General features: G+C 29.3%; 25 protein-coding genes. 10 read left to right on the plus strand and 15 right to left on the minus strand.

The features are described 5' to 3' along the window. The first annotated feature begins 40 nt into the window (after positions 1–40). The 8 genes from C820_RS04905 (at position 41) to C820_RS04940 (ending at position 6,780) form a co-directional block, all read left to right on the plus strand. A complete protein-coding gene (locus tag C820_RS04905) occupies positions 41–595 on the plus strand; it encodes a hypothetical protein (RefSeq protein ID WP_004037638.1) in 555 nt (184 codons plus the stop codon). Between the two features lie 24 nt (positions 596–619). Beyond that, positions 620–1,408 carry a Cof-type HAD-IIB family hydrolase gene (locus C820_RS04910; protein WP_004037637.1) on the plus strand — a complete coding sequence of 263 codons (789 nt, stop codon included), beginning with the start codon at positions 620–622 and terminating at the stop codon, positions 1,406–1,408. Between the two features lie 10 nt (positions 1,409–1,418). Then, a complete protein-coding gene (gene mtaB / locus C820_RS04915) occupies positions 1,419–2,720 on the plus strand; it encodes a tRNA (N(6)-L-threonylcarbamoyladenosine(37)-C(2))-methylthiotransferase MtaB (RefSeq protein ID WP_004037636.1) in 1,302 nt (433 codons plus the stop codon). 214 nt (positions 2,721–2,934) lie between these two features. Then, positions 2,935–3,198: an IreB family regulatory phosphoprotein gene (locus tag C820_RS04920; protein WP_004037635.1), complete on the plus strand. Its 264-nt coding sequence runs from the start codon at positions 2,935–2,937 to the stop codon at positions 3,196–3,198. Beyond that, positions 3,195–3,629, plus strand: coding sequence for a Holliday junction resolvase RuvX (gene ruvX / locus C820_RS04925; protein WP_004037634.1), 435 nt, complete (start codon positions 3,195–3,197; stop codon positions 3,627–3,629). Before C820_RS04920 ends, ruvX begins: the two co-directional genes overlap by 4 nt. 8 nt (positions 3,630–3,637) lie before the next feature. Then, positions 3,638–3,940, plus strand: a complete 303-nt coding sequence (locus C820_RS04930) for a DUF1292 domain-containing protein (RefSeq protein ID WP_004037632.1) — start codon at positions 3,638–3,640, stop codon at positions 3,938–3,940. 806 nt (positions 3,941–4,746) lie between these two features. After that, positions 4,747–6,417 carry a ribonuclease J gene (locus C820_RS04935; protein WP_004037628.1) on the plus strand — a complete coding sequence of 557 codons (1,671 nt, stop codon included), beginning with the start codon at positions 4,747–4,749 and terminating at the stop codon, positions 6,415–6,417. A gap of 3 nt (positions 6,418–6,420) precedes the next feature. Then, positions 6,421–6,780, plus strand: coding sequence for a YlbF/YmcA family competence regulator (locus C820_RS04940; RefSeq protein WP_004037626.1), 360 nt, complete (start codon positions 6,421–6,423; stop codon positions 6,778–6,780). A gap of 53 nt (positions 6,781–6,833) precedes the next feature. Here C820_RS04940 and asnB read toward each other — a convergent pair whose 3' ends face one another. From asnB to C820_RS04990, 10 genes are all read right to left on the minus strand, one after another. Then, entirely contained in the window at positions 6,834–8,666 is a 1,833-nt protein-coding gene (asnB, locus tag C820_RS04945; RefSeq protein ID WP_004037624.1) for an asparagine synthase (glutamine-hydrolyzing), read from the minus strand. A gap of 164 nt (positions 8,667–8,830) precedes the next feature. Continuing rightward, positions 8,831–9,469, minus strand: a complete 639-nt coding sequence (locus tag C820_RS04950; RefSeq protein WP_004037622.1) for an HAD family hydrolase — start codon at positions 9,467–9,469, stop codon at positions 8,831–8,833. Positions 9,470–9,482: 13 nt separating this feature from the next. Then, a complete protein-coding gene (locus tag C820_RS04955) occupies positions 9,483–10,379 on the minus strand; it encodes a DegV family protein (protein ID WP_004037620.1) in 897 nt (298 codons plus the stop codon). A 147-nt stretch (positions 10,380–10,526) separates the two neighbouring features. Continuing rightward, complete coding sequence (locus tag C820_RS04960; protein ID WP_004037618.1) at positions 10,527–11,180, minus strand: chloramphenicol acetyltransferase; 654 nt, start codon at positions 11,178–11,180, stop codon at positions 10,527–10,529. An 18-nt stretch (positions 11,181–11,198) separates the two neighbouring features. After that, positions 11,199–11,582, minus strand: coding sequence for a VOC family protein (locus tag C820_RS04965; protein ID WP_004037616.1), 384 nt, complete (start codon positions 11,580–11,582; stop codon positions 11,199–11,201). 203 nt (positions 11,583–11,785) lie between these two features. After that, positions 11,786–12,550, minus strand: coding sequence for a hypothetical protein (locus C820_RS04970; RefSeq protein ID WP_004037614.1), 765 nt, complete (start codon positions 12,548–12,550; stop codon positions 11,786–11,788). A gap of 85 nt (positions 12,551–12,635) precedes the next feature. Then, positions 12,636–13,817, minus strand: coding sequence for a glycine C-acetyltransferase (locus C820_RS04975; RefSeq protein WP_004037612.1), 1,182 nt, complete (start codon positions 13,815–13,817; stop codon positions 12,636–12,638). 58 nt (positions 13,818–13,875) lie between these two features. Continuing rightward, positions 13,876–15,063 (minus strand): stalk domain-containing protein, encoded by a 1,188-nt coding sequence (locus C820_RS04980; protein WP_004037610.1) that lies wholly within the window; start codon positions 15,061–15,063, stop codon positions 13,876–13,878. 216 nt (positions 15,064–15,279) lie between these two features. Then, positions 15,280–15,693, minus strand: a complete 414-nt coding sequence (locus C820_RS04985) for an HIT family protein (protein ID WP_004037607.1) — start codon at positions 15,691–15,693, stop codon at positions 15,280–15,282. A 61-nt stretch (positions 15,694–15,754) separates the two neighbouring features. Then, on the minus strand, positions 15,755–16,270 hold the full coding sequence (locus C820_RS04990) for a ferritin-like domain-containing protein (RefSeq protein ID WP_004037605.1): 516 nt from the start codon (positions 16,268–16,270) through the stop codon (positions 15,755–15,757). Positions 16,271–16,485: 215 nt separating this feature from the next. Here C820_RS04990 and murG point away from each other — a divergent pair, with 215 nt between their 5' ends. After that, on the plus strand, positions 16,486–17,544 hold the full coding sequence (gene murG / locus C820_RS04995) for an undecaprenyldiphospho-muramoylpentapeptide beta-N-acetylglucosaminyltransferase (RefSeq protein WP_004037603.1): 1,059 nt from the start codon (positions 16,486–16,488) through the stop codon (positions 17,542–17,544). A 16-nt stretch (positions 17,545–17,560) separates the two neighbouring features. Then, positions 17,561–18,553, plus strand: a complete 993-nt coding sequence (gene galE / locus C820_RS05000; protein ID WP_004037601.1) for a UDP-glucose 4-epimerase GalE — start codon at positions 17,561–17,563, stop codon at positions 18,551–18,553. A gap of 61 nt (positions 18,554–18,614) precedes the next feature. On the opposite strand, the gene C820_RS05005 is transcribed toward galE, so the two are convergent. From C820_RS05005 to pth, 5 genes are all read right to left on the minus strand, one after another. Beyond that, on the minus strand, positions 18,615–19,145 hold the full coding sequence (locus C820_RS05005) for a hypothetical protein (protein ID WP_004037599.1): 531 nt from the start codon (positions 19,143–19,145) through the stop codon (positions 18,615–18,617). Positions 19,146–19,281: 136 nt separating this feature from the next. Next, positions 19,282–20,049 carry an alpha/beta hydrolase gene (locus C820_RS05010; protein WP_004037598.1) on the minus strand — a complete coding sequence of 256 codons (768 nt, stop codon included), beginning with the start codon at positions 20,047–20,049 and terminating at the stop codon, positions 19,282–19,284. Positions 20,050–20,134: 85 nt separating this feature from the next. Further along, positions 20,135–21,106 (minus strand): SurA N-terminal domain-containing protein, encoded by a 972-nt coding sequence (locus C820_RS05015; RefSeq protein WP_004037596.1) that lies wholly within the window; start codon positions 21,104–21,106, stop codon positions 20,135–20,137. Positions 21,107–21,247: 141 nt separating this feature from the next. Next, positions 21,248–24,754: a transcription-repair coupling factor gene (gene mfd, locus C820_RS05020; RefSeq protein WP_004037594.1), complete on the minus strand. Its 3,507-nt coding sequence runs from the start codon at positions 24,752–24,754 to the stop codon at positions 21,248–21,250. Next, on the minus strand, positions 24,751–25,368 hold the full coding sequence (gene pth, locus C820_RS05025) for an aminoacyl-tRNA hydrolase (protein WP_004037592.1): 618 nt from the start codon (positions 25,366–25,368) through the stop codon (positions 24,751–24,753). The genes mfd and pth overlap by 4 nt, the downstream gene beginning before the upstream one ends. Between the last annotated feature and the right edge of the window lie 66 nt (positions 25,369–25,434).

The following is a 25,434-nucleotide window of genomic DNA, read 5'->3' on the forward strand; positions in this document are numbered from 1 at the left end:
GCATTTGATATGATAGGTAATATTGAAAGGGAGCGTTTTTATGACAGAGGAAAAAGAAGTGCAACAAATGATAGAAGATGATTTTACACAATATGAAACTGTTTGGACACAATTTTATAATGATAAAGAAGCAATGGAGGCCCTTTTTTTGATGTTAATTAACCATTATATTGATAAAATTAATGGCTTTGCAGAGGGAATTGAAGTTTTAAGTGCTTATCAAACAGTGGAAAAGCAGGTAGAAATTTGTCGTAAAAATATTTCATTGCTAATAGAAAGAATGAAATTATTTCAACAAAATAATTATACAAATGATGGATTATTTGATTTGTATTTAAGACAAGAGAAGGAAAAAGATGTAGTTATAACAGAAATGGATTTTACAACAGTTCGTTTGAGTATAGGAATGATGGAGGAAATTTCTTCTATAGAAAAAGAGGAGATAATGCAAAAACTAGGAGAAATAGAAGAAATTTGTAGTTTACCATTAACAAGAAAAAGAAAATGGGATAAATTAAGACAATATGTGGTGTGGATTTCAGGAAAAGATGTAAAAATCGCTATAAAATTGTTGCCTTTGTTTTTAAAAATATAATAAAAAGGAGAAGAAATTTTCAATATGATTAAATTAATTGCAACAGATATGGATGGTACACTTTTAAAAGATGATAAAGAAATTGATAAAGAAATATATCAATTGCTGCCTAAAATGAAAAAAGAAAATATACATTTTGTAGCAGCGAGTGGTAGACAACGTCCTAGTTTAGAAAAATTATTTGAAGGATATTTAAATGACGTTACAATATTAGCAGAAAATGGAGCATATATAGTGCATAATGGAGAAGAGATATATGCTAGTGTAATGACAAGAGAATTGATTGACTTTATAACAACAGAAATCAGGAAATTAGATAATGTAGGAATATTATATTGTGGAAGACATTGCTGCTATACACCAGATATGCAATGTTATGAAATATTAGCCTCTCCTAAGTTTCATTATAACATAAAATTAATAAATAATTTTGATGAAATTAAAGAAGAAATTATTAAAATTTCTTTAGTGGACCCACAAGGGGCAAGTGGATATAGTTTTCCTATATTAGAGAAAATATTGAAGGGAAAAGTAGAAATTGCAGTTTCTGGATTTGATTGTGTAGATATTGTAAATAAAGGTGTGTCAAAAGGAAATGCCATTGAAATATTGCAAAAAATGTGGAATATTACATCAAATGAAACAATGACTTTTGGAGATAACTATAATGATGTAGAAATGCTGCAATGTGCGAAATATAGTTTTGCTATGCAACATTCAGAAGAAGGTGTTAAGAAATATGCTAACTATGTAGCAGGAGATAATAATAAAGGAGCAGTTGTAGCACAAATTAAAAAATTTGTCAATATTTGAGGTGGAGAAAATGAAAACAGTAGCAAGCCACGCATTGGGCTGTAAAGTAAATCAATATGAGAGTGAAGCTATAGCAGAGTTATTTCAGCAAAAAGGATATCATATAGTAAACATAGAACAGCCAGCAGATGTATATATTATTAATACGTGTACAGTTACTAATTTTGGAGATAAAAAATCAAGACAACTTATTCGTAAAGTAAAAAGACAAAATCCAGATAGTATTGTAGTTGTGGCAGGCTGTTATGCACAAACTGCTCCAGAGGAAATTATGGAAATAGAGGGTGTTAATATTGTAGTAGGTACAAAAAATAGAATTCAAATTGTAGAATTAGTAGAAAATTATAAAAAAGAAAAACAGCCTCAAAATTGTGTTAGTGAAATTATGAAAGAAAGGGAATTTGAACCGTTATCCATACAAAAATTAGAAAATAGAACAAGAGCCTATTTAAAAATACAAGATGGTTGTAGCCAATTTTGTTCTTATTGTATTATACCTTATGCAAGAGGGCCTATTAGAAGTAGAAAACCAGAAGATGTAATGCTGGAGGTAAAACGATTAGAGGAAAATGGATTTCAAGAAGTAGTATTAACAGGAATACATGTAGCATCTTATGGAAAAGATTTAAAAGGCATTACATTGATTGAAATGATTGAAAAAGTGCATGCTGTAGAAGGTATTAAAAGAATACGATTGAGTTCTATTGAACCTAATATTGTAACAAATGAATTTGTAGAGAGATTATCAAAACTGAATAAAGTTTGTGACCACTTTCATTTATCACTACAAAGTGGCTGTAATAAAACATTACAAACAATGAACAGAAAATATACTACACAAAAATATCGTCAAGCAGTAGAATTATTAAGAGATTATATGCCTTCTGTGGCTATTACAACAGATATTATTGTAGGTTTTCCTGAAGAAACAGAACAAGATTTTTTAGAAAGTTATGAATTTGCAAAAGAAATAGGTTTTTCTAAAATTCATGTTTTTCCTTATTCTCCTAAAAAAGGAACACCAGCAGCAGTTATGTCAAATCAAGTTTCAAATAGTATAAAAACTGAAAGAAGCCAAAAGCTAATTACATTAAGTGAAGAAATGGCAGAAGCATTTTTGTGTCAGTTTGTAGGAAAAAATAGGAATGTATTATATGAAAAACAAATAGCACAAAATATATATGAAGGACATACTACAAATTATATTAAGGTACATACCATATGTGACCAAAATATAACAAACAAAATTATAAAAACAACTATAAAAGATAAAAAAGGAGAAATAGCAAAAGGCATTGTAACAAAACTGTAAGTTTTATTATAGAAATTTTATTTGCATAATTTGTAAATTTATATTATTATGAAACAAGAGAGCTTGTAGTGCGGAGTGAAATTGATAAATGAAATGATATTAGTAATATCTTATGATTTAGTAAAGACTTGTATTTTCTAGTGAATAATATTAGTAATCGCTTTTTTATAGATAGTATACTGATGTTTAGTAAATGATAGGAGTGTGAGAAAACGTGGAAAATTTGAATGAAACACAATTTTTTGATAGTGTAGAAAAAGAAGAACAAAATGAAGCAAGAAATATATTATTAAAAGTAAGTGAAGCATTAAAAGAAAAAGGCTATAATCCAGTAAACCAAATTGTGGGGTATATTCTTTCTGGTGACCCTACTTATATTACAAGTCATAAAAATGCTCGTTCTTTAATTCGAAAGTTAGAAAGAGATGAGTTATTAGAAGAAGTTATAAATAATTATTTAGAGAAGAATGGCTTATGAGAGTAATTGGATTAGACTATGGAGAAAAAACGATTGGGGTAGCAGTGAGTGATGGATTTGGCTGGACTGCTCAAGGATTAGAAGTCATTAAAAGAGAAAATAGCACAGAATATAAAAAAAGCATTTTACGCATTGCACAGTGGATAAAAGAATATGAAGTAGATACGATTGTGTTGGGCTATCCTAAAAATATGGATAATACAGAAGGAGAACGTTGTCAAAAAACGAAAGTATTTCAAAAACAGTTACAAAAAGCGTTTCCTGATGTTATAGTTGTGCTTTGGGATGAAAGAATGAGTACCATAGCAGCAGAAAGAAGTCTTTTGGAGGCAGATATGAGCCGAAAAAAAAGAAAAAGTATAATTGATAAAATGGCAGCGGTGCATATATTGCAGGGCTATTTAGATAAAAAGCAAAATGAAAAGTGTTGAGGTGTATTATGTCAAATCAGTTTGAGGAAGATTTGGAAAATGAATTTGAAGTTGTTTCTATGGAAGATGAAAATGGAACAGAAATAGAATTTGTTATAATAGATAATGTAACAAGTGGAAGAAACAGGTATCTTTTGGTAATGGAGAGTAGTCTAATGGACGAAGAAGAAGCAGATGCTATTATATTAAAAGAGATTGCTATTAATGCAGATGATGTTACCTATGAATTGGTAGAAGAAGATGCAGAATTTGAAAGAGTTTCTGCTTTATTTGCCAAAAATGAAGGGGAATATGATGTTAAAATAGATTAAAAAACGTTCTTAATAAAACAAAGAAATTTGTTTTTTATTATTATGAATATAATAAATATGCAGTACAAAAATTTGATTAATGTAAATATAAAAGTTTATTTTACATTTTTTGCTTCAGTAGAGCAATATTGTTTTTGTAAGACATAATATAAAAAGCAGTATGTCATTTTTATAAAAATAAAAAACTGCTCTTTTTCTGTTGCATTTTCTAAAAAATCTAAAAAAGTTTTTTTGTTTGATGAGTTTAGAAAAAGCATTTGTATGGCATACTATTTTTATAACAAAATAACGGTAAAAGTGAGCGGATGTAAAAAGGAGTCAGATATAGAAGTAAATCATAATAATAAAAAATTTGCTTCTATTGCAGACAAGCTGTTATTTAGTAATATTTTATATATTTGCTGAATGATATTGATAAATACCTATATTAAAAGAATAAGGTGTTTTAAATGTCTGATAAAATGAAAGAGAAAAACAATTTGATAAAAAGTCAATATTGTTTTTTGGCGGCGTTTTCTTTGAGAGAAAAGAGAAAAAATTTTAGTGGTATGTCGAAAATAGGGCAAACTAATATAAAAATAAATATTTAACTTGTTTTTTGTGAAAGCAGTAATTTATTCTTTGTTATTGTAGTAATTATTTATTGCCTAAAAAGGCAAAAGATAAAAAATGTAATTTATTTTTGTGAATATTCTGCTTTCTAACAAACTTTTTTGAAAAGAAGTTCTTTGATTTTGTAGACAAAAAATTTTTATATCAGCTCCTTTTGAAATCAGAAAGTAAAAATAAAAAAGGAGGTGTGTTTTTTGGCAACAAAAAAACAGAAGTTAAAAGTAATGGCATTAGGCGGATTAGAAGAAATCGGAAAAAATATGACCATACTGGAATATAATAATGATATTATTGTAATTGATTGTGGATTAGCTTTTCCAGAAGATGATATGTTGGGAATAGACCTAGTAATACCAGACATTTCTTATTTAATTAAAAATGTAGAAAAAGTAAGGGGAATTGTATTAACACATGGTCATGAAGACCATATTGGTGCCTTACCATATGTGCTAAAAGATTTGAATGTTCCTGTATTTGGTACGTTATTGACGCTAGGACTTTTAGAAAATAAGCTTAAAGAACATGAATTGATAAATCAAGTAACTTGTCATACAGTAGTACCAGGAGAAACGGTAAAACTAGGACAGATGAAAGTAGAGTTTATACACACAAATCATTCTATAGCAGATGCAGTTGCATTAGCAATTACAACTCCATTAGGTGTTGTAATACACACAGGAGATTTTAAAGTTGATTATACACCTATTGATGGGGATATTATGGATATTCATAGATTTGCGGAATTGGGAAAGCAGGGGGTACTTCTGCTTATGAGTGATAGCACCAATGCAGAAAGAAAAGGATTTACAATGTCTGAAAAATCAGTAGGTGCAGTATTTGATAGAATATTTGAAGAAACACCTAAAAACCGTATTATGGTAGCAACATTTTCTTCTAATATTCATAGAATACAACAAATTATCAATTCTGCAAAAACATTTGGAAGAAAAGTAACAATTATAGGAAGAAGTATGATAAATGCAGTAAAAACATCTTCTGAACTAGGATATTTGAATATACCTGCAGGTATTTTAATAGATATTTCAGAAATCCGTAATTTTAAAGATGAACAGCTTGTAATTATTACAACAGGGAGTCAAGGGGAAACAATGTCTGCATTGTCTAGAATTGCATCATCAGAGCATAGACAAGTTTCTGTAAAACCTGGTGATAAAATTATTATTAGTGCCTCTTCTATACCTGGAAATGAAAAAAATATTTCTCGTGTTATCAATGAACTTTTGAAGAAAAGTGCTAATGTGGTATATGAAGGTATGGCAGATATTCATGTTTCAGGACATGCTCGACAAGAAGAATTAAAACTTATGCTAACATTAACAAAACCACAATATTTCATGCCAGTACATGGAGAATTTATGCACTTAACAAGTCATAGAGATTTAGCAATATCAATGGGTATGGACAAAAAAAATATATTTTTGATGAAAACAGGGGATATACTTGAAATTTCTAAAAATGATGCGAAAATCAATGGTGTAATACCAGTAGGACAAGTTATGGTAGATGGTCTTGGAGTAGGGGATGTAGGAAATATTGTATTAAGAGATAGAAAACATTTGTCACAAGATGGTCTTATGGTGGTAGTAGTAACAATGGAAAAAGAAAGTGGCATGGTAGTAGCAGGACCAGATATTATTTCAAGAGGTTTTGTTTATGTAAGAGAAGCAGAGGATTTAATGGAAGAAGCAAAAGCTGTTGTTATGGAAGCACTGATGAGATGTGAAAAAGAACATATTACTGGTTGGAGCTATATAAAAGGACTGATTAAAGATACACTAAAAAATTATTTATGGCAGAGAACAAAACGCAGTCCTATGATTTTGCCTATTATTATGGAGGTATAGGAATTGGATAGTATAAAAGAAATGGCAATGAATTTGGGGGAGAAAGTATATCAATCTGATTTATACCAATCCTATTTATATTATAAAAAAAGAGTAGAAAATAAACCAGCATTAAAACAACAAATTGATGAATTAAAGAGGCTACAGCTTAGTCAAGGACTTAGAAGAAGACAAGGTGAATTTGTAGCTTTAAAAGAAGAAGAAGATTTAAGTAAAGCATATAGTGAAGTTGCTTTAGACCCTGATGGTATGGGATTTTGGGAAAGTGAAAAGAAATTGATGTCATTTATAGCAGAAGTTTTAGAAATTGTTGCTGCACAAGCACCAATTGACTTTGGTTATGTAGAAGATATTAAAGATTAAAAAAATAAAAAGCAGTATAGATATTTATATCTATACTGCTTTTTGATATACAATTAAGCCGCTGTTTCAAAAAATTGTTTGTGCCATACTAAAAACATATAGATTGTCCATATTTTACGGCTGTTGTCTGCTTTGCCTGCTTTATGTTCTTCTAAGAATTTTACAATTTCATTTGTTTTAAAATAAGTCTGTGCTGTTTTGCTTGTAAAAGCTTCTTTCACAATATTGTAATACTTGTCTTCTTTTAGCCAAACACGAATAGGTACAGGGAAACCTAATTTTTTCTTTTCTGCTACCATATTAGGTAAATAACGGTGAGAGGCACAACGCATAGCATATTTTGTATTTTCTTTGTTTACTTTAAATTTTGTAGGCAATGTTCTTGCTACTTTGAATACTTCTTTGTCTAAAAATGGAACTCTGACTTCAAGAGAGTGAGCACAGCTCATTTTATCCGCTTTTAATAAAATGTCACCTATTAACCAGAGATTGATGTCAATATATTGCATTTTAGTAACATCGTCTAAGTGCTTTACTTTATCATAAAGAGGTTTTGTAATTTCTGTATGATGATAATGTCCTGTAGAATGTTTTAATAATTTTTCTCTTTCTTGTTCGTTAAACATAAAAGCATTTCCTATAAAACGCTGCTGTAAGTCTTTGCTACCTCTAATAATATAATTTTTTCCTTTTATTTTAAAAGGGATTGATTTTGCTATAGCTCCCAATAATTTTCTGACAGGTTTTGGAAGGCGTGTAATAGGAAGTAAATCGTGAGGTTCTCTATAAATATTGTACCCACCAAAAAATTCATCAGCACCTTCTCCAGAAAGAGCAACTTTGACATATTTTGAAGCGGTTTGGCTTACAAAATATAATGCAATAGCAGAAGGGTCAGCTAGAGGCTCGTCCATATGGTATTGTACTTTTGGAATAGTATTCCAATATTCTTCTGTTGTAATCAATTTACTGTAATTATCAATGTTAATTTTTTTGGATAAAGATTTTGCATAGTCAATTTCATTATATTTTGCATAATCAAATCCTACAGTAAATGTTTTGTCACCATGAAAAGAGGCAGCGACGTAACTGGAGTCTACACCACTGGAAAGAAAAGAACCTACTTCTACATCACTAATTTTGTGTTTTTTGATAGAGTCCTGCATAACAGTATCAATTTCATTTACAAATTGTTCTAATGTTTTGCTGTTGTCTGCTTCAAATGTTGGTTCCCAATATCTTTTAATGTTCATAGTACCATTTTGAAATGTAAAACAATGAGAAGGCATTAATTTATAAACGCCTTTAAAAAACGTTTCTGGTAATACAGAATACTGAAATGTTAAATAATTTTCTAATGCTTCTGTGTTCACTTCTTTTTTAAAAAGAGGATATTCTAATATACTTTTGATTTCAGAACCGTATATAATATTACCATCAATAATAGTATAATAAAAAGGCTTGATACCAAAAAAATCTCTTGCACCAAACAATAATTCTTTTTTGCTGTCCCATATAACAAAAGCAAACATACCTCTTAATTTATTGAGCATATCTTCCCCGTATTGCTCATAGGCATGAACTAATACTTCTGTATCAGAGTCATTTTTAAATATATGACCTTTTGCAATTAAATCTTCTCTCAATGATTGATAATTATAAATTTCACCATTAAATGTTACAATAATATCATCTGTTTCGTTGTACATAGGTTGAGAACCGTTATCTAAATCTATAATGCTTAAACGGCGAAATCCTAATGCTACTTTATTATCAATATGTTTTCCTCCACTGTCAGGCCCACGATGTATTATTTTGTTCATCATATTATCTAAAACGTCATCTGCATTTGCTAATGTACCTGTAAAACCACAAATACCACACATATTTATTTCCTCCTATTTGTTATACTTCATAATGTAAAACTTTATCATAGTTATGCAGTAAAAGCAATAAAATTAAGAAAAATGAAAAAGGAAATACTATAATAAATAAGCAGTTACAATATAGATAAAAGTAACTGCTTATTTATATATAAAATACTGTTGATTTACAATAATAAATCTTTATAAGAGCATATGTATTTGTCAGCCAAATTTTGTATTTCTTCTGTATCATTAGGACGAGTATCTTCTGCAACAGCAATGACATAAAAACCACCTTCTTTAGCAGAACGTATAGCATAGAGGGCATCTTCAAATACTATAGTATTTTGTTTGTTTCCTCCTAAACGTTTCATTGCTTGTTCAAATGGCTTAGCTGTTTTTTTTGTTAAACCCATTTCTGTACAAGTAGCAATAAAATCAAAATATTGTAATATATCAAGTCGTTTCATTGCTGCTAAAATATAATCTGGTTCAGATGCTGTTAACACACACATTTTTGTACCACATTGTTTTTGCTTTTGTAAATATTGCTTTGCAAAAGGTTTTAGTGGTACAGTGTTAGCATATTGTTGTGCCACCATAGCAATAATTTCTGATACCATTTCATTAATTGTTTTAGGAATATCAAATAATTCTTTAAAATAGCCAGCTGTTTCAAATAAAGTTTGCTTTTTTACTCTGTCATCTAAATCGGCAGGGGGTAAAAAGCCATATCTATTTAAATAATCTTTACCAATATTTTTCCAAAGAGGCATAGAATTAATCAATGTACCATCTAAATCAAATATTATATATTTTTGCATAAGCTTTCCCTCCTTATTGTGATAAATAAGCTTCAAATTTTTTGTTCATACAAATACCTATTGTCATAGGACCAGTGTGTGTAGCAATAGTTGCACCGATTTGAAAAGGCTCTATAAATTCCATGTCAGGTAAATCTGATTTTAATATTTCTGAAAAAGAAATTGCTTCTTCTGGTGTGTTTGTAGTACCTATTGTAAAAGTAAAATCTGAAACAGAAAAATGGTTTTTTTGTATATATTCTTTTGTTAATTCTGATAGTTTTATCATTGCTTTTTTACGACTGCGAGCAATACCTGCTTTATTGATTTCGCCATTAGCCAATACAATAAGAGGTTTTATATTTAATATACTACCAGAAAGAGCAGCAACTTTTCCAATTCTTCCACCTTTTTCTAAATGTGTTAATGTTCCTACTAAAAAGAAAATACGACTGTCTGCTTTTGCTTTTTGTATATAATCATGTACTGCATCAATATCATATCCAGCTTGCTGCATACGTGCTGCTTCTCTGACAATAAGATATTGAGAACCTGTAGCAGCCCAAGAATTTTCAATATATATTTTTCTTTGAGGGTAGCTTTCTTCTAACATTTGTTTTGCTGTCATAGCAGATTGAAAAGAACCACTTAAAGTATCTGTAATAGTAAAACAAATAATGTCTTTACCAGACTCTAATGCGGGAGTAAAGGCCTCTATATAGTCCTGTATAGGGGGTAAAGATGTTTTGGGAAATACATTTTGTTCTATCATTTTTTGATAGAATATACTAAGGGAGAGTTCTACCAATTCCTTTTGATAAATTTTTTGGTCTAATGAAATATAAAAAGGAATGACACAAATATCATATTGCTTTGCAATGTGGTTTGGTATATCCGCAGCACCATCACTAAAAATTTGAAATAAAGACATTAAAAACTCCTCCTTAAAATTCTATTGATATAAATATGAATAATGTTAGTATTTGCTTTATCATAACAAATATAATAGCTATTTTCAATTATAAATATTACAAGAAGTAGTATAAAAAACTATATAATATAAAAATAGAGTATATTTTTAATGAGAAAGCCAATCTAAATCATTTACAAAGTGTTGTATGTCTTGTATTAGTTTACAGGTATGATAGCCATCTGCAACAGCATGATTTACAAATATAGAAAAAGGTAAAGTAATTTTGTTGTGATGGCTGTGATATTTTCCAAAACAAATAATTGGTAAAAGCATTTTATTTTCTGTGAATGTGTCATAACTGATATTTGTAAAAGATAACCAAGGCACACAAGAAATAGGGCAGTAATTTTGCCCAGTTCTAGGCTTTGTTTTAATACCTTTTTTGTGTTTATATTGTTGCATATCTTGTATTACATTGTTGTAAAAAGTTGTAAAAGAAGTATTGTATTCTGACCAAATATCAGAAAATGTTTTGTCGTCATTGTGAAAAATGGTGTAAGATGGGTGACAAATATCCCAATAACCTAATTGTCCTTGCTCGTTATAACCCATACGAAATTCTTTATTTTGATTGATATTGTGTATAATGGCATATAAAAAAGAAGGATAAAATTTGAATTGTTTTTGTTTTATTTCAGAAACAAGTTTTGTAACATCTATTTCTTTTGTAATGGTATATTTTGCTTTTACTAAATTAATATAATATTGATAATGTTCTTTTCTTTCCCAGTGTTGCATATCAATAGTAGTAAATGTCATAAAATCACCTCTTTTTATTTATGCTGTAATTTCTATTTGATTACCATCAGGGTCGAGTACACAGCTTTCATAATAGCCATCGCCTGTTGTGCGAGGATAACTGATAATAGGGTAGCCATCTTCTTCTAGTTTTTGCGTTAGCATATTTACATTTTCAATAGAACCAACAGAAAAAGCAACATGAATATAACCTGTGTGAAACAATTCATTACTGTTATTGTCTAATACTGGACGTGTCATAATTTCTAAACGAGTGCCGTCTTGAAATGAAATAAAATAGGTTTCTAAACCAGTTGTTTTATTTGTATATTTTGTGTTTGAAATACCACCAAAATAATATTCATAAAATGATTTTAGTCTGTCTAACTTTTTGGTATAAATTGCAATATGGTCAATTTTCATATAAAATTCCCCCTTTATTCTTAATTTTATTTTTTGAACTGTAAATAATTAGTAAACTTTGTTGTTTTAGATATTAGAATGTCTATTATTTTATCATTATCATATTTCCACATAGTTATCTCCATTTTACATAAATCAGTTAAAATATTAATAAGTATCCTCCACCTTTTTAGGTAGAGGATTTATTGATGGTATATAATTGATTAACGTTGTGTTATATTATTATGAAAATCTTTCATAACTTTTGTTATAGTATTTGTTTGCATAGCAATATCACAAACATGAATAGAATTTGTAGCATCATTAAATTGCTTTGCAGGTAATGTATATGTTGTAGTATTTCTGTCCGACAATATAATAGTAACAACAGCATCTTGATTTAATTTTTCACCGTTATAATTCATTACTATAATAGAAAACATTTTGTCTTTCATACCAAGTATAGAAATAATTTCTTTCATAGCGACAGATTTTTGTCTTTGATAGTCATAATCTAACCAAATACTATTATTTTCATCTGTAGCATATTTTGGAGTACCAAAATTGACAAAAATATTGTTTGTTTTGTCAATTAGCATTAAATCTAAATCTACATTGTTGTGAGTACCCCATTCTAAACTAATCAAATTATCATAAGGGTGAGTAATTATAATGTTGCCATTTTCATCTAATTGTTGCATTTCACCAGAAATTTCTTTTGCTGTTTTTTCATTATTATGTTTTAATTTTTCTAGGCCTATCATAAGAAATAGAAGTAAAAGCAATATTAATGTATAAGTAATACCCACTTTAACATTTAAGTAATATAAAAGTAACATTAAAATAAAAAATCCTATAGCAAAACCTACCCAACCAACTATATTATAGGAGTCAAATGCAGGTTTTCCACTTATATAAATGGTGTAAAGTGAAAAGGATGATAAAAAAATACCTATAACTGCTAATAGCCATTTTAGAGGCCTACTCATAACAGTCCCCCTTGTACCAATGTAAAAAAGTAATTATACTATAATTTTACATTCTTTTGTATGATATTATTATAGAGAAAAAACATTACAATCCCATTTCTTTTTTTACTTTTGCAAAACATTCTACTGCAAAATCTAAATCTTGTTTGGTATGTCCAGCGGAAATTTGTGTACGTACTCTTGCCTTTCCCATTGGTACAACAGGATAAGAAAAACCAATAACATAAACGCCTAATTCTAACATACGTGTTGCAAATTCTTTTGCTATTTTTGCATCATAAAGCATAACAGGTACAATAGGGTGAGAACCTTCAGGAATATCAAATCCTAAGCTACTCATTTTTTGACGAAAATAAGTGGTATTTTCATGTACTTTATCACGTAATGCAGTAGACTGTTCTAATAAATCAATTGTTTTGATAGTAGCAGCACAAATAGCAGGAGCTACTGTGTTTGAAAAAAGATAAGGACGAGAACGCTGACGAAGCAAGTCAACAATTTCTTTTTTGGCACTAGTGTAACCACCTGAAGCACCACCTAATGCTTTACCAAAAGTACCTGTTAAAATATCTACTCTGCCCATAACGTCACAATATTCTGGTGTTCCTTTGCCATGCTCTCCCATAAAACCAACTGCATGACTGTCATCTACCATAACCAAAGCATCATATTGTTCAGCTAAGTCGCAAATACCTTTTAAGTTTGCAATAAAACCGTCCATAGAAAAAACACCATCTGTAGCGATTAAACGAATACGAGCATTTTTTGATTGCTCTAAACAATTTTTTAAATCTTCCATATCGTTATTTTTGTAACGCATTTTTTTTGCTTTACAAAGACGAACACCATCAATAATACTTGCATGGTTTAGTTCATCAGAAATAATAACATCTTGTTCATTGAGCAATGCTTCAAATAAACCTCCGTTTGCATCAAAACAAGAAGAGTATAATATGGTATCCTCCATACCTAAAAAATTGCTGATACGATTTTCTAATATTTTATGAATTTGTTGTGTACCACATATAAATCGAACAGAACTTAAACCAAATCCCCATTTATTGTAGCTTTCTTTTGCAGCATCAATTAATGCACTGTTATCAGAAAGACCTAAATAATTGTTTGCACACATATTTACAACTTGTTTTTTTGTTGTAGTATCAATGCGTGATTTTTGAGGTGTTGTAATAATACGTTCCTCTTTTGCAGTACCTGCGTTTTGAATAGTGTTTAAATCATCTTTAAAATATTGTAGTGCTTTTTTCATTTTAAAAAAACCTCCTTCATTAAAAATAAACAGTTTACTATATTATTTTGACATTTTATTATACTTCATAAGAAATAATTTGTGTATTGTTATCCCATTGTATATTATTATCTGTAATACCAAGAGAATTTAATAAAGAACGCAAAGGTAAAAATGTGACACCATTTTGTACAATAGGTGCAGTATTCATTTCAGAAGCAACACCATTAATTGTCATAATATTAGAACCTATAGTGTAACAAATAGTTTTTGCTGATTGTTTTATAGTAATTGTTTGTGACTCTGTATTCCATATAATATTTTGTGCATCAATATTTAGTGTACCTGCAACTGCTCTCAAAGGTAATAGTACATTACCATTGTTGTCTATAAAGGGAGCAGCTTCTAAATACCCTGTTCTTCCATCATAAGTATATGTTTTTTCTCCCACAGTAAAAATAACTGTTTTTGTTGTTTTAGCTACTTCTGGTGCAATTTCAAATTCTTTTGAAACAGAACCAATTAATGTAGTTGTTCCTTGATAATAACCTATAGTAAAAGTGTGTGTTCCTGTCTCTAAAGGAGAATATTTATAAGGGAATGTGTAATTCCATAAACCATCTTCTCCTGCTGTAACAGTACCATATTCTTCGCCATCAATGAGTATTTGTAATTTTCTGTTAGCAGCAGATGTGCCTGTTGCGTAAGGCTTTTTACTGTTTTCTAATGTTTTAATAGTAATAGGTGTTCTTTGAGTAGCAGGAGCTTCTTTATATGTACCTACTTTGATGGTATCGTATGTGTTATTTCCACTTAAATATAATGTAATATCTTTGTTGATTTCTGAATTTCTTGTAGGAGTAATATCTAAATTTTGAAATTCTATTACACCATCACTAGCATCTGTTTTTTTCTGTATTGTAATGTAAGCAATAGAAGGATTTTGATAATCAATTTCAAAAAAGACTTTATCTCTGTATTTACCAGAAGATAATATTTCTGGTTTATTTTGGAATATAAAGCCATTGTCCAATTTTAAAGAATAAATAGTATCCTTTGGTATTGCTGCACCACTTTTGTCTTTAATACGAAAAACAGCAAGATTAGTAGGACCTGTTACTTCTTTTATAGAAGTTGTTTCTAAAAGAATAGAAGAAAATGCAGAATTTACTGCAAAAACTTTTCCAGTGCTGTTATGATATGTAATAAAAGGGGAACAAGTAAAAACAAATGTACATAATATACAAGTTAATAATTTTTTCTTCATAATAAAAACTCCTTTGTGATAATATAATGAAAAAAGAATGTGTTATTTTTTCAAAAATTTTAAAATAACATTTCTTTCTGAATTCTATTTTACACTATTTTAAGAAAAAATGCTTTAATTTTTTAGTATTATTGTATAAAGTTTATATTACATTTTTTGTAAAAAACATTCAAGTATAATAAAAAGCTCCTCTTAAAAATAAAGAGGAGCTTTTTATTATTGTATACCAGAAGAAATTTTTTGACGCATAGCTTCAATTTGTTCGTCTGTTAAATCAAGAGGTTTATAAGCAATTTGAATACCATCGTTTTCATAACGAGGAATTAAGTGCATATGGAAATGATGTACTGTTTGACCAGCGATAGAACCATTATTTTGCATGACATTCATATATTCTAAATTTAATGTTTTTTTCATCACTTGAGCGATTTTAATAGCTAATGAAAATAAACGTCCTCCTACTTCTGGGTCTAATTCAAAAATAGTAGCAATGTGTTGCTTTAAAAGAATTAACACATGTCCCTCATTTGCAGGAAAGCGGTCAAGTATTACTTTAAATTCATCATTTTCGTACAGTGTGGCAGAGCCAAAAGCTCCAGATACAATATTACAAAATATACAATCACTCATAAGAAACGCTCCTTTTCCAAATACTTTTTATTTTAAGTATAACATGGAAAAGTAATTTTTACTATTTATATTTTGAAAAAAGAAAACATAGACGGATACAATGGTCTTGTTTGTCTGTTATAATTTCAAAAAGAATATCTCTTAAATCTGTTTCAGGTATGGCAATAAGTAATTCTCTAAAAAAATCTGTTTGTTCCATTTCTTGATGTAATGTTTTTTCAATTTCTGAAGAAACATTTTGATGAGTTGTTTCAGTAGCAGTAGATTGTGTTGGTTGTTGCATAGAAGAAGGCTTTCCAGTAATGTTATATAAAATTTCTTGTAACAGTTTTAGGTGTTTTATTTCATCTAAATAAGCATTGCGTAATGTTTCAATATCTGGTTGCAATGCTTCATTTTTAATAAGTGCTTCAAAAGCAGATAATGACTCTATTGTTTCTTGCTGTGCAATTTCTAATAATTCTAAAAGACGTTTATCTTGTTTTAAATCCTGCTTTGTAACAGAAAGAGATGCTTCTCTTGTATTGATAGAAGTATTTTTTTGATAAATATTTGTGTTAGAACGATATGGATACATAGATAGACTACTCCTTTACAATATGTTTTTAATGCTATGATATGCAGCAAAAAATAAAAAATGATAAAAAAAAGTGATTTTTGTATGGAATTTTTTATGTAATAAATATCAAATTTGTATGGATATTCTATATTTTTTTTGATATAATAAAAAAAGAATATGTGTAAAAATAATATAGTATCATATAACAATAGTGTAATAGGAGTGAGCTATAGGTGAAAAAAATAGTATTGACAGGTGGGGGAACAGCAGGTCATGTAACACCAAATTTGGCGTTAATTCCTGCACTAAAAGCACAAGGATATGAAATAATATATATTGGTTCTGAGCAAGGAATGGAAAAAAAACTGATTGAAAAAGTAAATATTACTTATTATGGTATACCAACAGGAAAATTAAGAAGATATTTGTCTTTTAAAAATATTACAGATATATTTCGTGTAATTTCTGGTATTAAAGAAGCAACAACATTAATAAAAAAAATAAAACCAGATATTATTTTTTCTAAGGGAGGTTTTGTTGCTGTACCAGTAGTATTAGGAGCAAAATTTAATAAAGTACCTGTTATAGTACATGAGTCAGATATGACACCAGGATTAGCAAATCGTATTGCAATGCCTTTTGCAAAAAAGGTTTGTACTACATTTCCAGAAACATTACAGTATATTCCAAAGCAAAAAGGTGTAAATACAGGAACACCTATACGAAAAGAACTTTTTGAAGGAGAAAAACAAAAAGGGTTAGAATTGTGTGGCTTTACAGAGCAAAAACCTGTTATTATGATGATGGGAGGAAGTCTTGGTTCTGTAAAAATCAATGTACAGTTGAGAGGAGCATTACCAACACTTTTAAAAGACTTTCAATTAGTGCATATTTGTGGAAAAGGAAATATTGATAAAAAATTAGAAAATAAAAAAGGTTATAAACAATTTGAATATTTGTCTGAAGAATTGCCTCATGTAATTGCAGCAGCAGATGTTATTATTTCTAGGGCAGGTAGCAATTCTATATCAGAATTTTTGGCATTAAAAAAGCCAAATCTTTTAATACCACTTTCTGCAAAAGCAAGTAGAGGTGACCAAATATTAAATGCACAATCTTTTGAAAAACAAGGGTTTTCTATGGTACTACAAGAAGAAGATATGACATATATTTCTCTGGAAAAAGCAGTACGTTCGTTATATGAAAACAGACAAAAATTTATTAAAAATATGGAAAATAGCCATCTTTCAGATGGAGTAAATGAAGTAATAAAATTAATTACAAAACAATAAAGAGGAGGAATGTAACATGAAAATTTTAGTTTGTGGTGGTGCAGGTTATATTGGTAGTCATACAGTAAAGGAATTACTGGATAAAAATTATGAAGTTGTAGTAGTAGATAGTTTAGAAACAGGACATAAAAAAGCAGTAGATGAAAGAGCAGCACTTTGCATAGGAAATATTTCAGATAGTGATTTTTTGGAAGGCGTATTTACACAACATAGTATAGATGCTGTAATTGACTTTGCTGCTTATTCTCTTGTAGGAGAGAGTGTAACAGAGCCAGCAAAATATTTTGAAAATAATATTGGAGGTACACTTAGTTTATTAAAGAAAATGAGAGAACACAATGTAAAATATATTGTATTTTCTTCTACAGCGGCAACTTATGGAGAACCTGAAAATATTCCTATATTAGAAAGTGATAGAACATTGCCAACAAATCCATATGGCGAGTCTAAACTTTGTGTAGAAAAAATACTTCGTTGGTTTGATGAAGCGTATGGTATTAAATATTCTGTATTGCGTTATTTTAATGCAGCAGGTGCTCATAAAAGTGGAACAATAGGAGAAGACCATTTTCCTGAAAGTCATTTAATTCCTATTATATTGCAGGTAGCATTGGGAAAAAGAGAATTTATAGGTGTGTTTGGAGATGACTATCCAACAGAAGATGGTACTTGTATTAGAGATTATATACACGTAACAGATTTGGCAGATGCACATATTCTTTCATTGGAAAAAACAATGCAAGAAAATAAAAGCCGTACCTATAATTTAGGAAATGGAAAAGGGTTTTCTGTAAAAGAAGTAGTGGAAATGACAAGGAAAGTAACAGGAAAAGAAATTCCAGAAAAAATAGAGCCAAGAAGAGCAGGGGACCCTTCTGTATTGATAGCATCTTCTGAAAAAATAATAAAAGAATTGAATTGGCAACCAAAATATAATACATTAGAAAAAATAATTGCTTCTGCATGGGAGTGGCATAAAAACCACCCAAATGGATTTGAGGATAGATAATAAAGTAAAAAAAGTTAGCCTGTCAAATGTTATTTTGATAGGCTAATTTTATGTATCGTATTTATTTTTGTGTTTCTATATATATTTTTATCATATCTAGTGCTTTTTTGATAGGACTTTGTTCTAATAATATAGTATGATAAGGAAAAAGTATTACAGGATAAGCATTTTTTACATTGCTTTGGTAATAGTAATTTACTGTAATAGGTTCAGTAACTGTTAAAGGATTATTATAAGTTTGATAGTTTAAATGAAATGTTTCACAAATTTTATTTAAATCTATAGCATTTTGTACAAGAATAATTTCAGTATCTTCTCCATATATTTTTGAATTTGGTGGCTGTGAAGTGAATAAGCAAAGGCTAGGGGCTAACTGACCTGCTTCAGATGTAATAAGCCAAGAATATTTATCTCCTAGTTTTGATGGTTCTGTAAATTGTAATGTCATAGTATGCGTATTTTGTTCTATTGTTTGTTGCAATAGTGGTAATAAATTATAAACTTCAATAGGATATGCAAAAATATTTATGGTAGTGTATAATGATACAAAAATAGAAATGATAAATAATATAAATAGATTTTTTTGCTTCATATAAAAATATCCTCCCTTGTGTAACTTTGTTATCATTTTGTTTAAAATAAAAAATGTTTACAAATAAATTTGTATATCATCATAATATCATAAAAAAAGCCTTCAAAATAACATTGAAGGCTTTTGCAATATAGCTTTATAAAAAATATTTTGAAATCATCTTTTTGATAGCTTCATCAAAATAAATAAAATCATGCTGAGCATTCCATTGCTCAAAGTGATATGACACATTTCTACTTTTTAATTGCTCACAAAATTGTAAATGGTCTTTATAAAAGAAATCGTTTGTGCCACAAGTTAAATAAATTTGAGGAAAAAGTTTTGCTTTTTTAACTAATTCTATTAAGTCAAATTCTGCTTTCCACTCTAGTGCTTCTCCAAATATTGCAGTAAAGTCATTTATAAGTTGCTTTCCAAATTGCTGCTGGTATTTGATGTTATATTGTTTCATATCATAAAGTCCTTGTTTTAGTAATAAACAGCAGGAAGAGAAAGCTCCACAAATGCCATATTGCTCTGGTTTGGATAAGGCACATAATAAAGCACCATAACCACCCATAGAACCACCTAGTATAATGGTATCTTCTCTAAGAGAAGATATAGAAAAAAGATTTTTACAAATTAGAGGCAATTCCTCTGTGATGTAATTAAAATAATCAAAACCATATTTCATATTACAATAAAAACTTCTTTCTGCATCAGGCAGTATAAAAATAGTATTTCCTTGCATAGCATAAACAGATAACATAGAATAATCTAACCAAGTTTTGTTATTTCCGCAAAGCCCATGAAGTACATAAGCTATTTTATATTTTTTTTGTTGTGATAAATCATTTGGTGTAATAATGGTAATACCTGTGTCTTTTTGAAGTATATTAGAAAATATTGTACCACTTAATCTCATTATAAATACGCTCCTTTACTGAAATAGCTATAGATTAACTATTTCAGTAAATACAATGCACAGCCTCATAGCTATCACCTCTTTTTTATGGTATCATTTCAATGCTGTTCCATACACTATCATTTCTTTCAACTTCAGCATCAGAAAGCCATTGATTAAGCTCGTCTGTAAATACTTGCTGTTTCATAGATGCTGTATATTCTGCTTTTATCATTTCTTTTAATTGGGCATCATCAGGAACAGATTTTTGTTCAATACGAATAATATAATATCCTTCTTCTGTAGAAATAGGATCTGTAATTTGTCCCTGCTCAAAATAGAAATCCATATTAAGAATAGTATCTAATTTGTTTTTATATACTTCAATAGTTCCAGCAAATTCCTTTTCCTTTTGAGTAGAATTTGTTTCATATATTTGAGATACTGTTTGAAAATCTTCTCCTTGATTTAAACGTTGCGATACTTCTTGAGCTGTTTGTTGGTCTGGTAGCAATATTGTATTTATAGTATATTGTGTATAAGCTGTTCTTTGAGCTTCTTTATTTTGTTCAAAATAAGCATTAAAATCTGCTTCAGAAAGTTGATAATCTTTTGTAACAGCTTCTACTACTTTTCGATAAAGTGAAGTATCTTCCATAATGCGGTAAATATCTTGTTGAGAAATCGAAATAATATTTTTTTGTTGTTCTGTCATAGAAGCAAGTTCTGTATCTCCTTCTTGTTTTGCTGCAGATTTGTCTTGTTCAGAAAGAGAAACTTTATATTTGCCTGCTTTTTCTGCTGTTACTTTTACATGAAGCATTGTAGTGAATGCTCTTTCTTTTACTACATTTTCAGCAGATTGTCCATCAAAATCGGTTTCCCATATATCATTACCACCAATTTCATTAAAATCTTTTGTTGCTTCGTATAAATATAACATATATTCTGATTTAGAAATCGCCTTGCCATCTACTGTTGCAATAATATTTTCGCTATCAATTTGTTTAGAGCAGCCTGTTACTGCAAACAGTAAGAAACAAAGAAGCATGGCGAGTATTGATTTTAATTTTTTCATGTATACACCTGCTTCATCAAATATAATATATTGTTTAATAGTTACAAATATTGTTTATACATACCTGAAAAACAGAAATTTTTAATATTTATTCTATTTCTACTGTATATTTTTCATTATACACTAGAAAAATAAAAAATCCTAGCATTTCAATGCTTGTAATAATATTTTAATATTGTCTAATATGACACTTTCTTTTTCTTTTTGAGTAAATTTCATAGTAATATAAGGAGAAGCACCAGCAGTAAAAAAGTATTTTCCTTTTCCGTTTGCAATCAGTGCAGTAATATTTTCTGGTTTTATATTTGCTTCTGATTTTAATTGTAATAATATGCTGTTTATTTTTTGTACAATAGATAATATACCTAAATGATGTGCATCTGCTTTTAAAAGTACAACATCTAAAAGTGTTTGAACACTTTTGGGTAAATTTCCAAAACGGTCTTCTAATTCTTCCTGTATATTGTAATAATCATACTGATTGGAAACAGTAGCGATTTTTTTGTACATTTCCATACGTTGCTCTTGATTTTTGATATAAAAATCAGGGATATAAGCATTAATATTTAAATCAATAGTAGTTTCAAAATGTTCTTGTTTAGGTTCTCCTTTTATATTTTGTATTTCTTCTTCTAAAAGACGACAGTACATATCATATCCTATTGCTTCCATATGACCATGTTGTTCTGCCCCTAAAAGATTACCAGCACCTCTGATTTCTAAATCTCTCATAGCAATTTTAAAACCTGAACCAAATTCTGTAAATTCACGTATTGTTTGTAATCTTTTTTCTGCTGTTTCTTGTAATACTTTGTCTTTATGATACATTAAATAAGCATATGCCATTCTATTGGAACGACCAACACGCCCTCTTAATTGATATAGTTGAGAAAGTCCCATGCGGTCAGCATCTTGTATTATGATAGTATTTGTATTTGAAATATCTAGTCCTGTTTCAATAATAGTAGTACAAACAAGAACGTCAATTTCTCCTTCTATAAAGTCAGACATAATATTTTCAAGTTCTCTTTCTGTCATTTGACCATGAGCATAATTAATTTTTGCCTCAGGAACTAATTTTTGTAAATGAAGTGTTTCTTCTACAATATTTTGTACACGATTAAATAGATAATATACTTGACCTCCTCTTGCCAATTCCCTATGAATTGCCTCTCTTACAAAAGCAGGATTACTTTCTAAAACATAAGTTTGTATAGGATAACGTTCTTGAGGAGGCTCTTCTAATATACTCATGTCACGAATACCAGAAAGGCTCATGTGAAGCGTACGAGGAATAGGTGTTGCTGTAAGTGTCAGTACATTTACATTTTCACGAAAAGATTTTAATTTTTCTTTGTGTCCAACACCAAAACGTTGTTCTTCGTCCACAATCACAAGACCTAAATCTTTAAAAATGACATCTTTTGATAAAATGCGATGAGTACCTATTACAATATCTACAATACCGTTTTTTAAACCCTCCAATGTTTCTTTTTGTTGCTTTGGAGTACGAAAACGAGAAAGCAAACCTATTTTGATAGGATAACCAGACATTCTTTGTAAAAAGGTGTTGTAATGTTGTTGAGCAAGTATAGTAGTTGGCACTAAATAAGCTACTTGTTTACTATCTTGTACTGTTTTAAAAGCTGCTCTAATAGCAACTTCTGTTTTGCCATAACCAACATCACCGCATATTAGTCTGTCCATTACTTTGCCACTTTGCATATCTCTTTTTATATCTTCTATAGCATATAATTGGTCTTCTGTTTCTTCAAAAGAAAATCCTTCTTCAAATTCTTTTTGCCATAAAGTATCTGGAGAATATAAAAAACCTTTTGTATTTGCTCTTTTGGCATAAAGAGCTACTAAATCTTGTGCTAATATTTTGATAGCAGAACGAGCTTTTGTTTTTGCCTTTTTCCATTCTTGTCCTCCTAATTTATTCAGTTTTGGAGTAACGCCATGATTACCAATATATTTCTGTATTAAATTCATTTGATTGACAGGAACAAATAAATTTCCACCATTAGCATAAGATATTTTCATATAGTCTTTGTTGATACCATCTACAGTAATTTTTTCAAGACCTTGAAAAACACCAATACCATGATTATCGTGTACAACGTAATCACCTGTTTTTAAATCTGTAAAACTTTCTATAGGTGTCCCTTTTTTGGATTTATTGCGTCTTTTTTTACGATTTGCTTCCCCATAGAATTCTTTGTCGGAAAAAATAGCAAAAGCAATATCTTGATAATAAAAACTTTGATTTAATTTACCAGACGCCACCATAACGGTGCCTTTAGGTATTGTTTTGTCAAATGTTTCGCTATAAAAAGAATTAATATTTCTTTCTGCCAATTCTTTTACAACTCTTTCACAATAAGTACGACCTCCAGCTAGTATCACAATGCGATAATTTGATTTTTTAAGCATATCAATTTCATCACAAAATAAGTCAATTCTTTTTTGAAAAGCAGGAGCAGATTTTACAGAAAAGAAAAAAGTATCTTTTACAGTAAAACAAGGGGCTTTTTGGGATATTGTTGTGAGAAGAATTTGAGAAAAAGAACAAGCCTCTTTTAAAATATGAGTATAGTCAAAAAGAAGATTACTCTGTGTAGGAAGTATATATCCTTTTTCAATACGTTGTTTCATGCTTTCGCTGTATTCTGCTAATATGGTATTGATATGCTGTTGTAGTTTGTCTGGTTCGTCAAAAAATAAAAGAGTATCTTTTGAAATATAACTTAAAAGAGATACTGTATTTTCATAAAAATAAGGCATATAGTTGTTAATGTTGCTATGATTTTGTCCTAATTTCAATGCTTCTAATATAGGAAGTGTTATTTCTTTTAAACGTTGAGCATAATCATAAAGTTCTTGTTTTTCAAATTGCTGTATGGTATATTGATATTCTTTTTCTATTTTTTCTATAGCAATAGAAGCAGTTTCACTGTCATATACTAATTCTCTCATAGGGAAAATAGAGATATGATTTACTTTTTCAGTAGAGCGTTGTGTGTTTGTATTAACAAGACGAATAGAGTCAATTTCATTATCCCAAAGTTCAATACGAAATGTTTGTTCTGCCGTTGGGGAATAAATATCTATAATACCTCCTCTTACAGCAAATTGTCCTGCTGCTTCTACTAATTCTGTACGTTCGTATCCCATTTGTATCAGTTTTTGTAATAATTTTTGAGTATCAATTACATCACCTTCTTTTAATTGTAGTATAAAAGAAGAAAAAATTTCTTTAGGAGGCATTTTGTCAAGAAGTGCTTCTATAGAAAGCACAAGTATAGGTTTTTCTCCTGCAATGTAACGATGTATTACGGAAAAACGTTGACAAGTGATAGCTTGACTGCGTACATCAGCACTATAAAAAAGTAAATCCTTTGCTGGATAAAAACAGGTATCTTTGTGAAAAAAACGAAAATTTTCATAGATTTCACGTGCTTTTAATTCACTGTATGTCAATATGATAGCAGGGCGATTGCTATGATGACAAATTGCTGCTATCATATGTGTTAATTGTATATCAATAATACCAGAAGCTAATATAGGGGTATTGTTTTGTGCAATATTTTGTAACATTTGTTGATATTGTTGTAATTCTAATAAAGGTTCAAAAAGAGTATTCAAGAAATCACCTCATTTTGATGAGAAGGTTTTGCTTTTTTATTTTCTTTTTTTAGTTTTTGATTTGTTTGGTTCATAGCTTCTTTTATGTCTTTTGTCAAAATAATTTCTATAGCATGACAGGCTTTGTCTATACCACTAAGTATAAGTGGTTGTTCATCTTTTGAAAATTTAGCAAGCACATAATCTGCTAAATCCCAACCGTTTGGTTTTTCGCCAATACCTACTTTAATACGAACAAAATCTTCTGTACCTAAATGAGCAATAATGTTTTTGATACCATTATGACCGCCTGCACTTCCTTTTTCTCTAATGCGTACAGTACTAAGAGGTAAACTGGTATCATCGTATATTACATAAAATTGTTCTAATGGTATTTTATAAAATTTTAATATTTCTCTTATGCTTTCTCCGCTTAAATTCATATAGGTTTGAGGTTTTACAAGAAGCACTTTTTTACCTAATATTATGCCATCACCTATAAGAGCTTTGTGTTTAAATTTTGTTACATCAATATGATATTGTTTTGCAAGTTGGTCAATCACCCAAAAACCTACATTGTGTTTTGTTTTATCATATTCTTTGCCAGGATTTCCTAGACCTACAATTATAATCATATTTTTATCACCTCTGTTTTTTTTTAAAAATGGTAGTAAGTATAATAAATTCATAAGCTACCGTTA

Origin of the sequence: Clostridium sp. MD294 (genome assembly GCF_000364165.2) — a bacterium.
In the GTDB taxonomy this organism is placed as follows: Bacteria; Bacillota; Clostridia; order Lachnospirales; family Anaerotignaceae; genus Coprocola.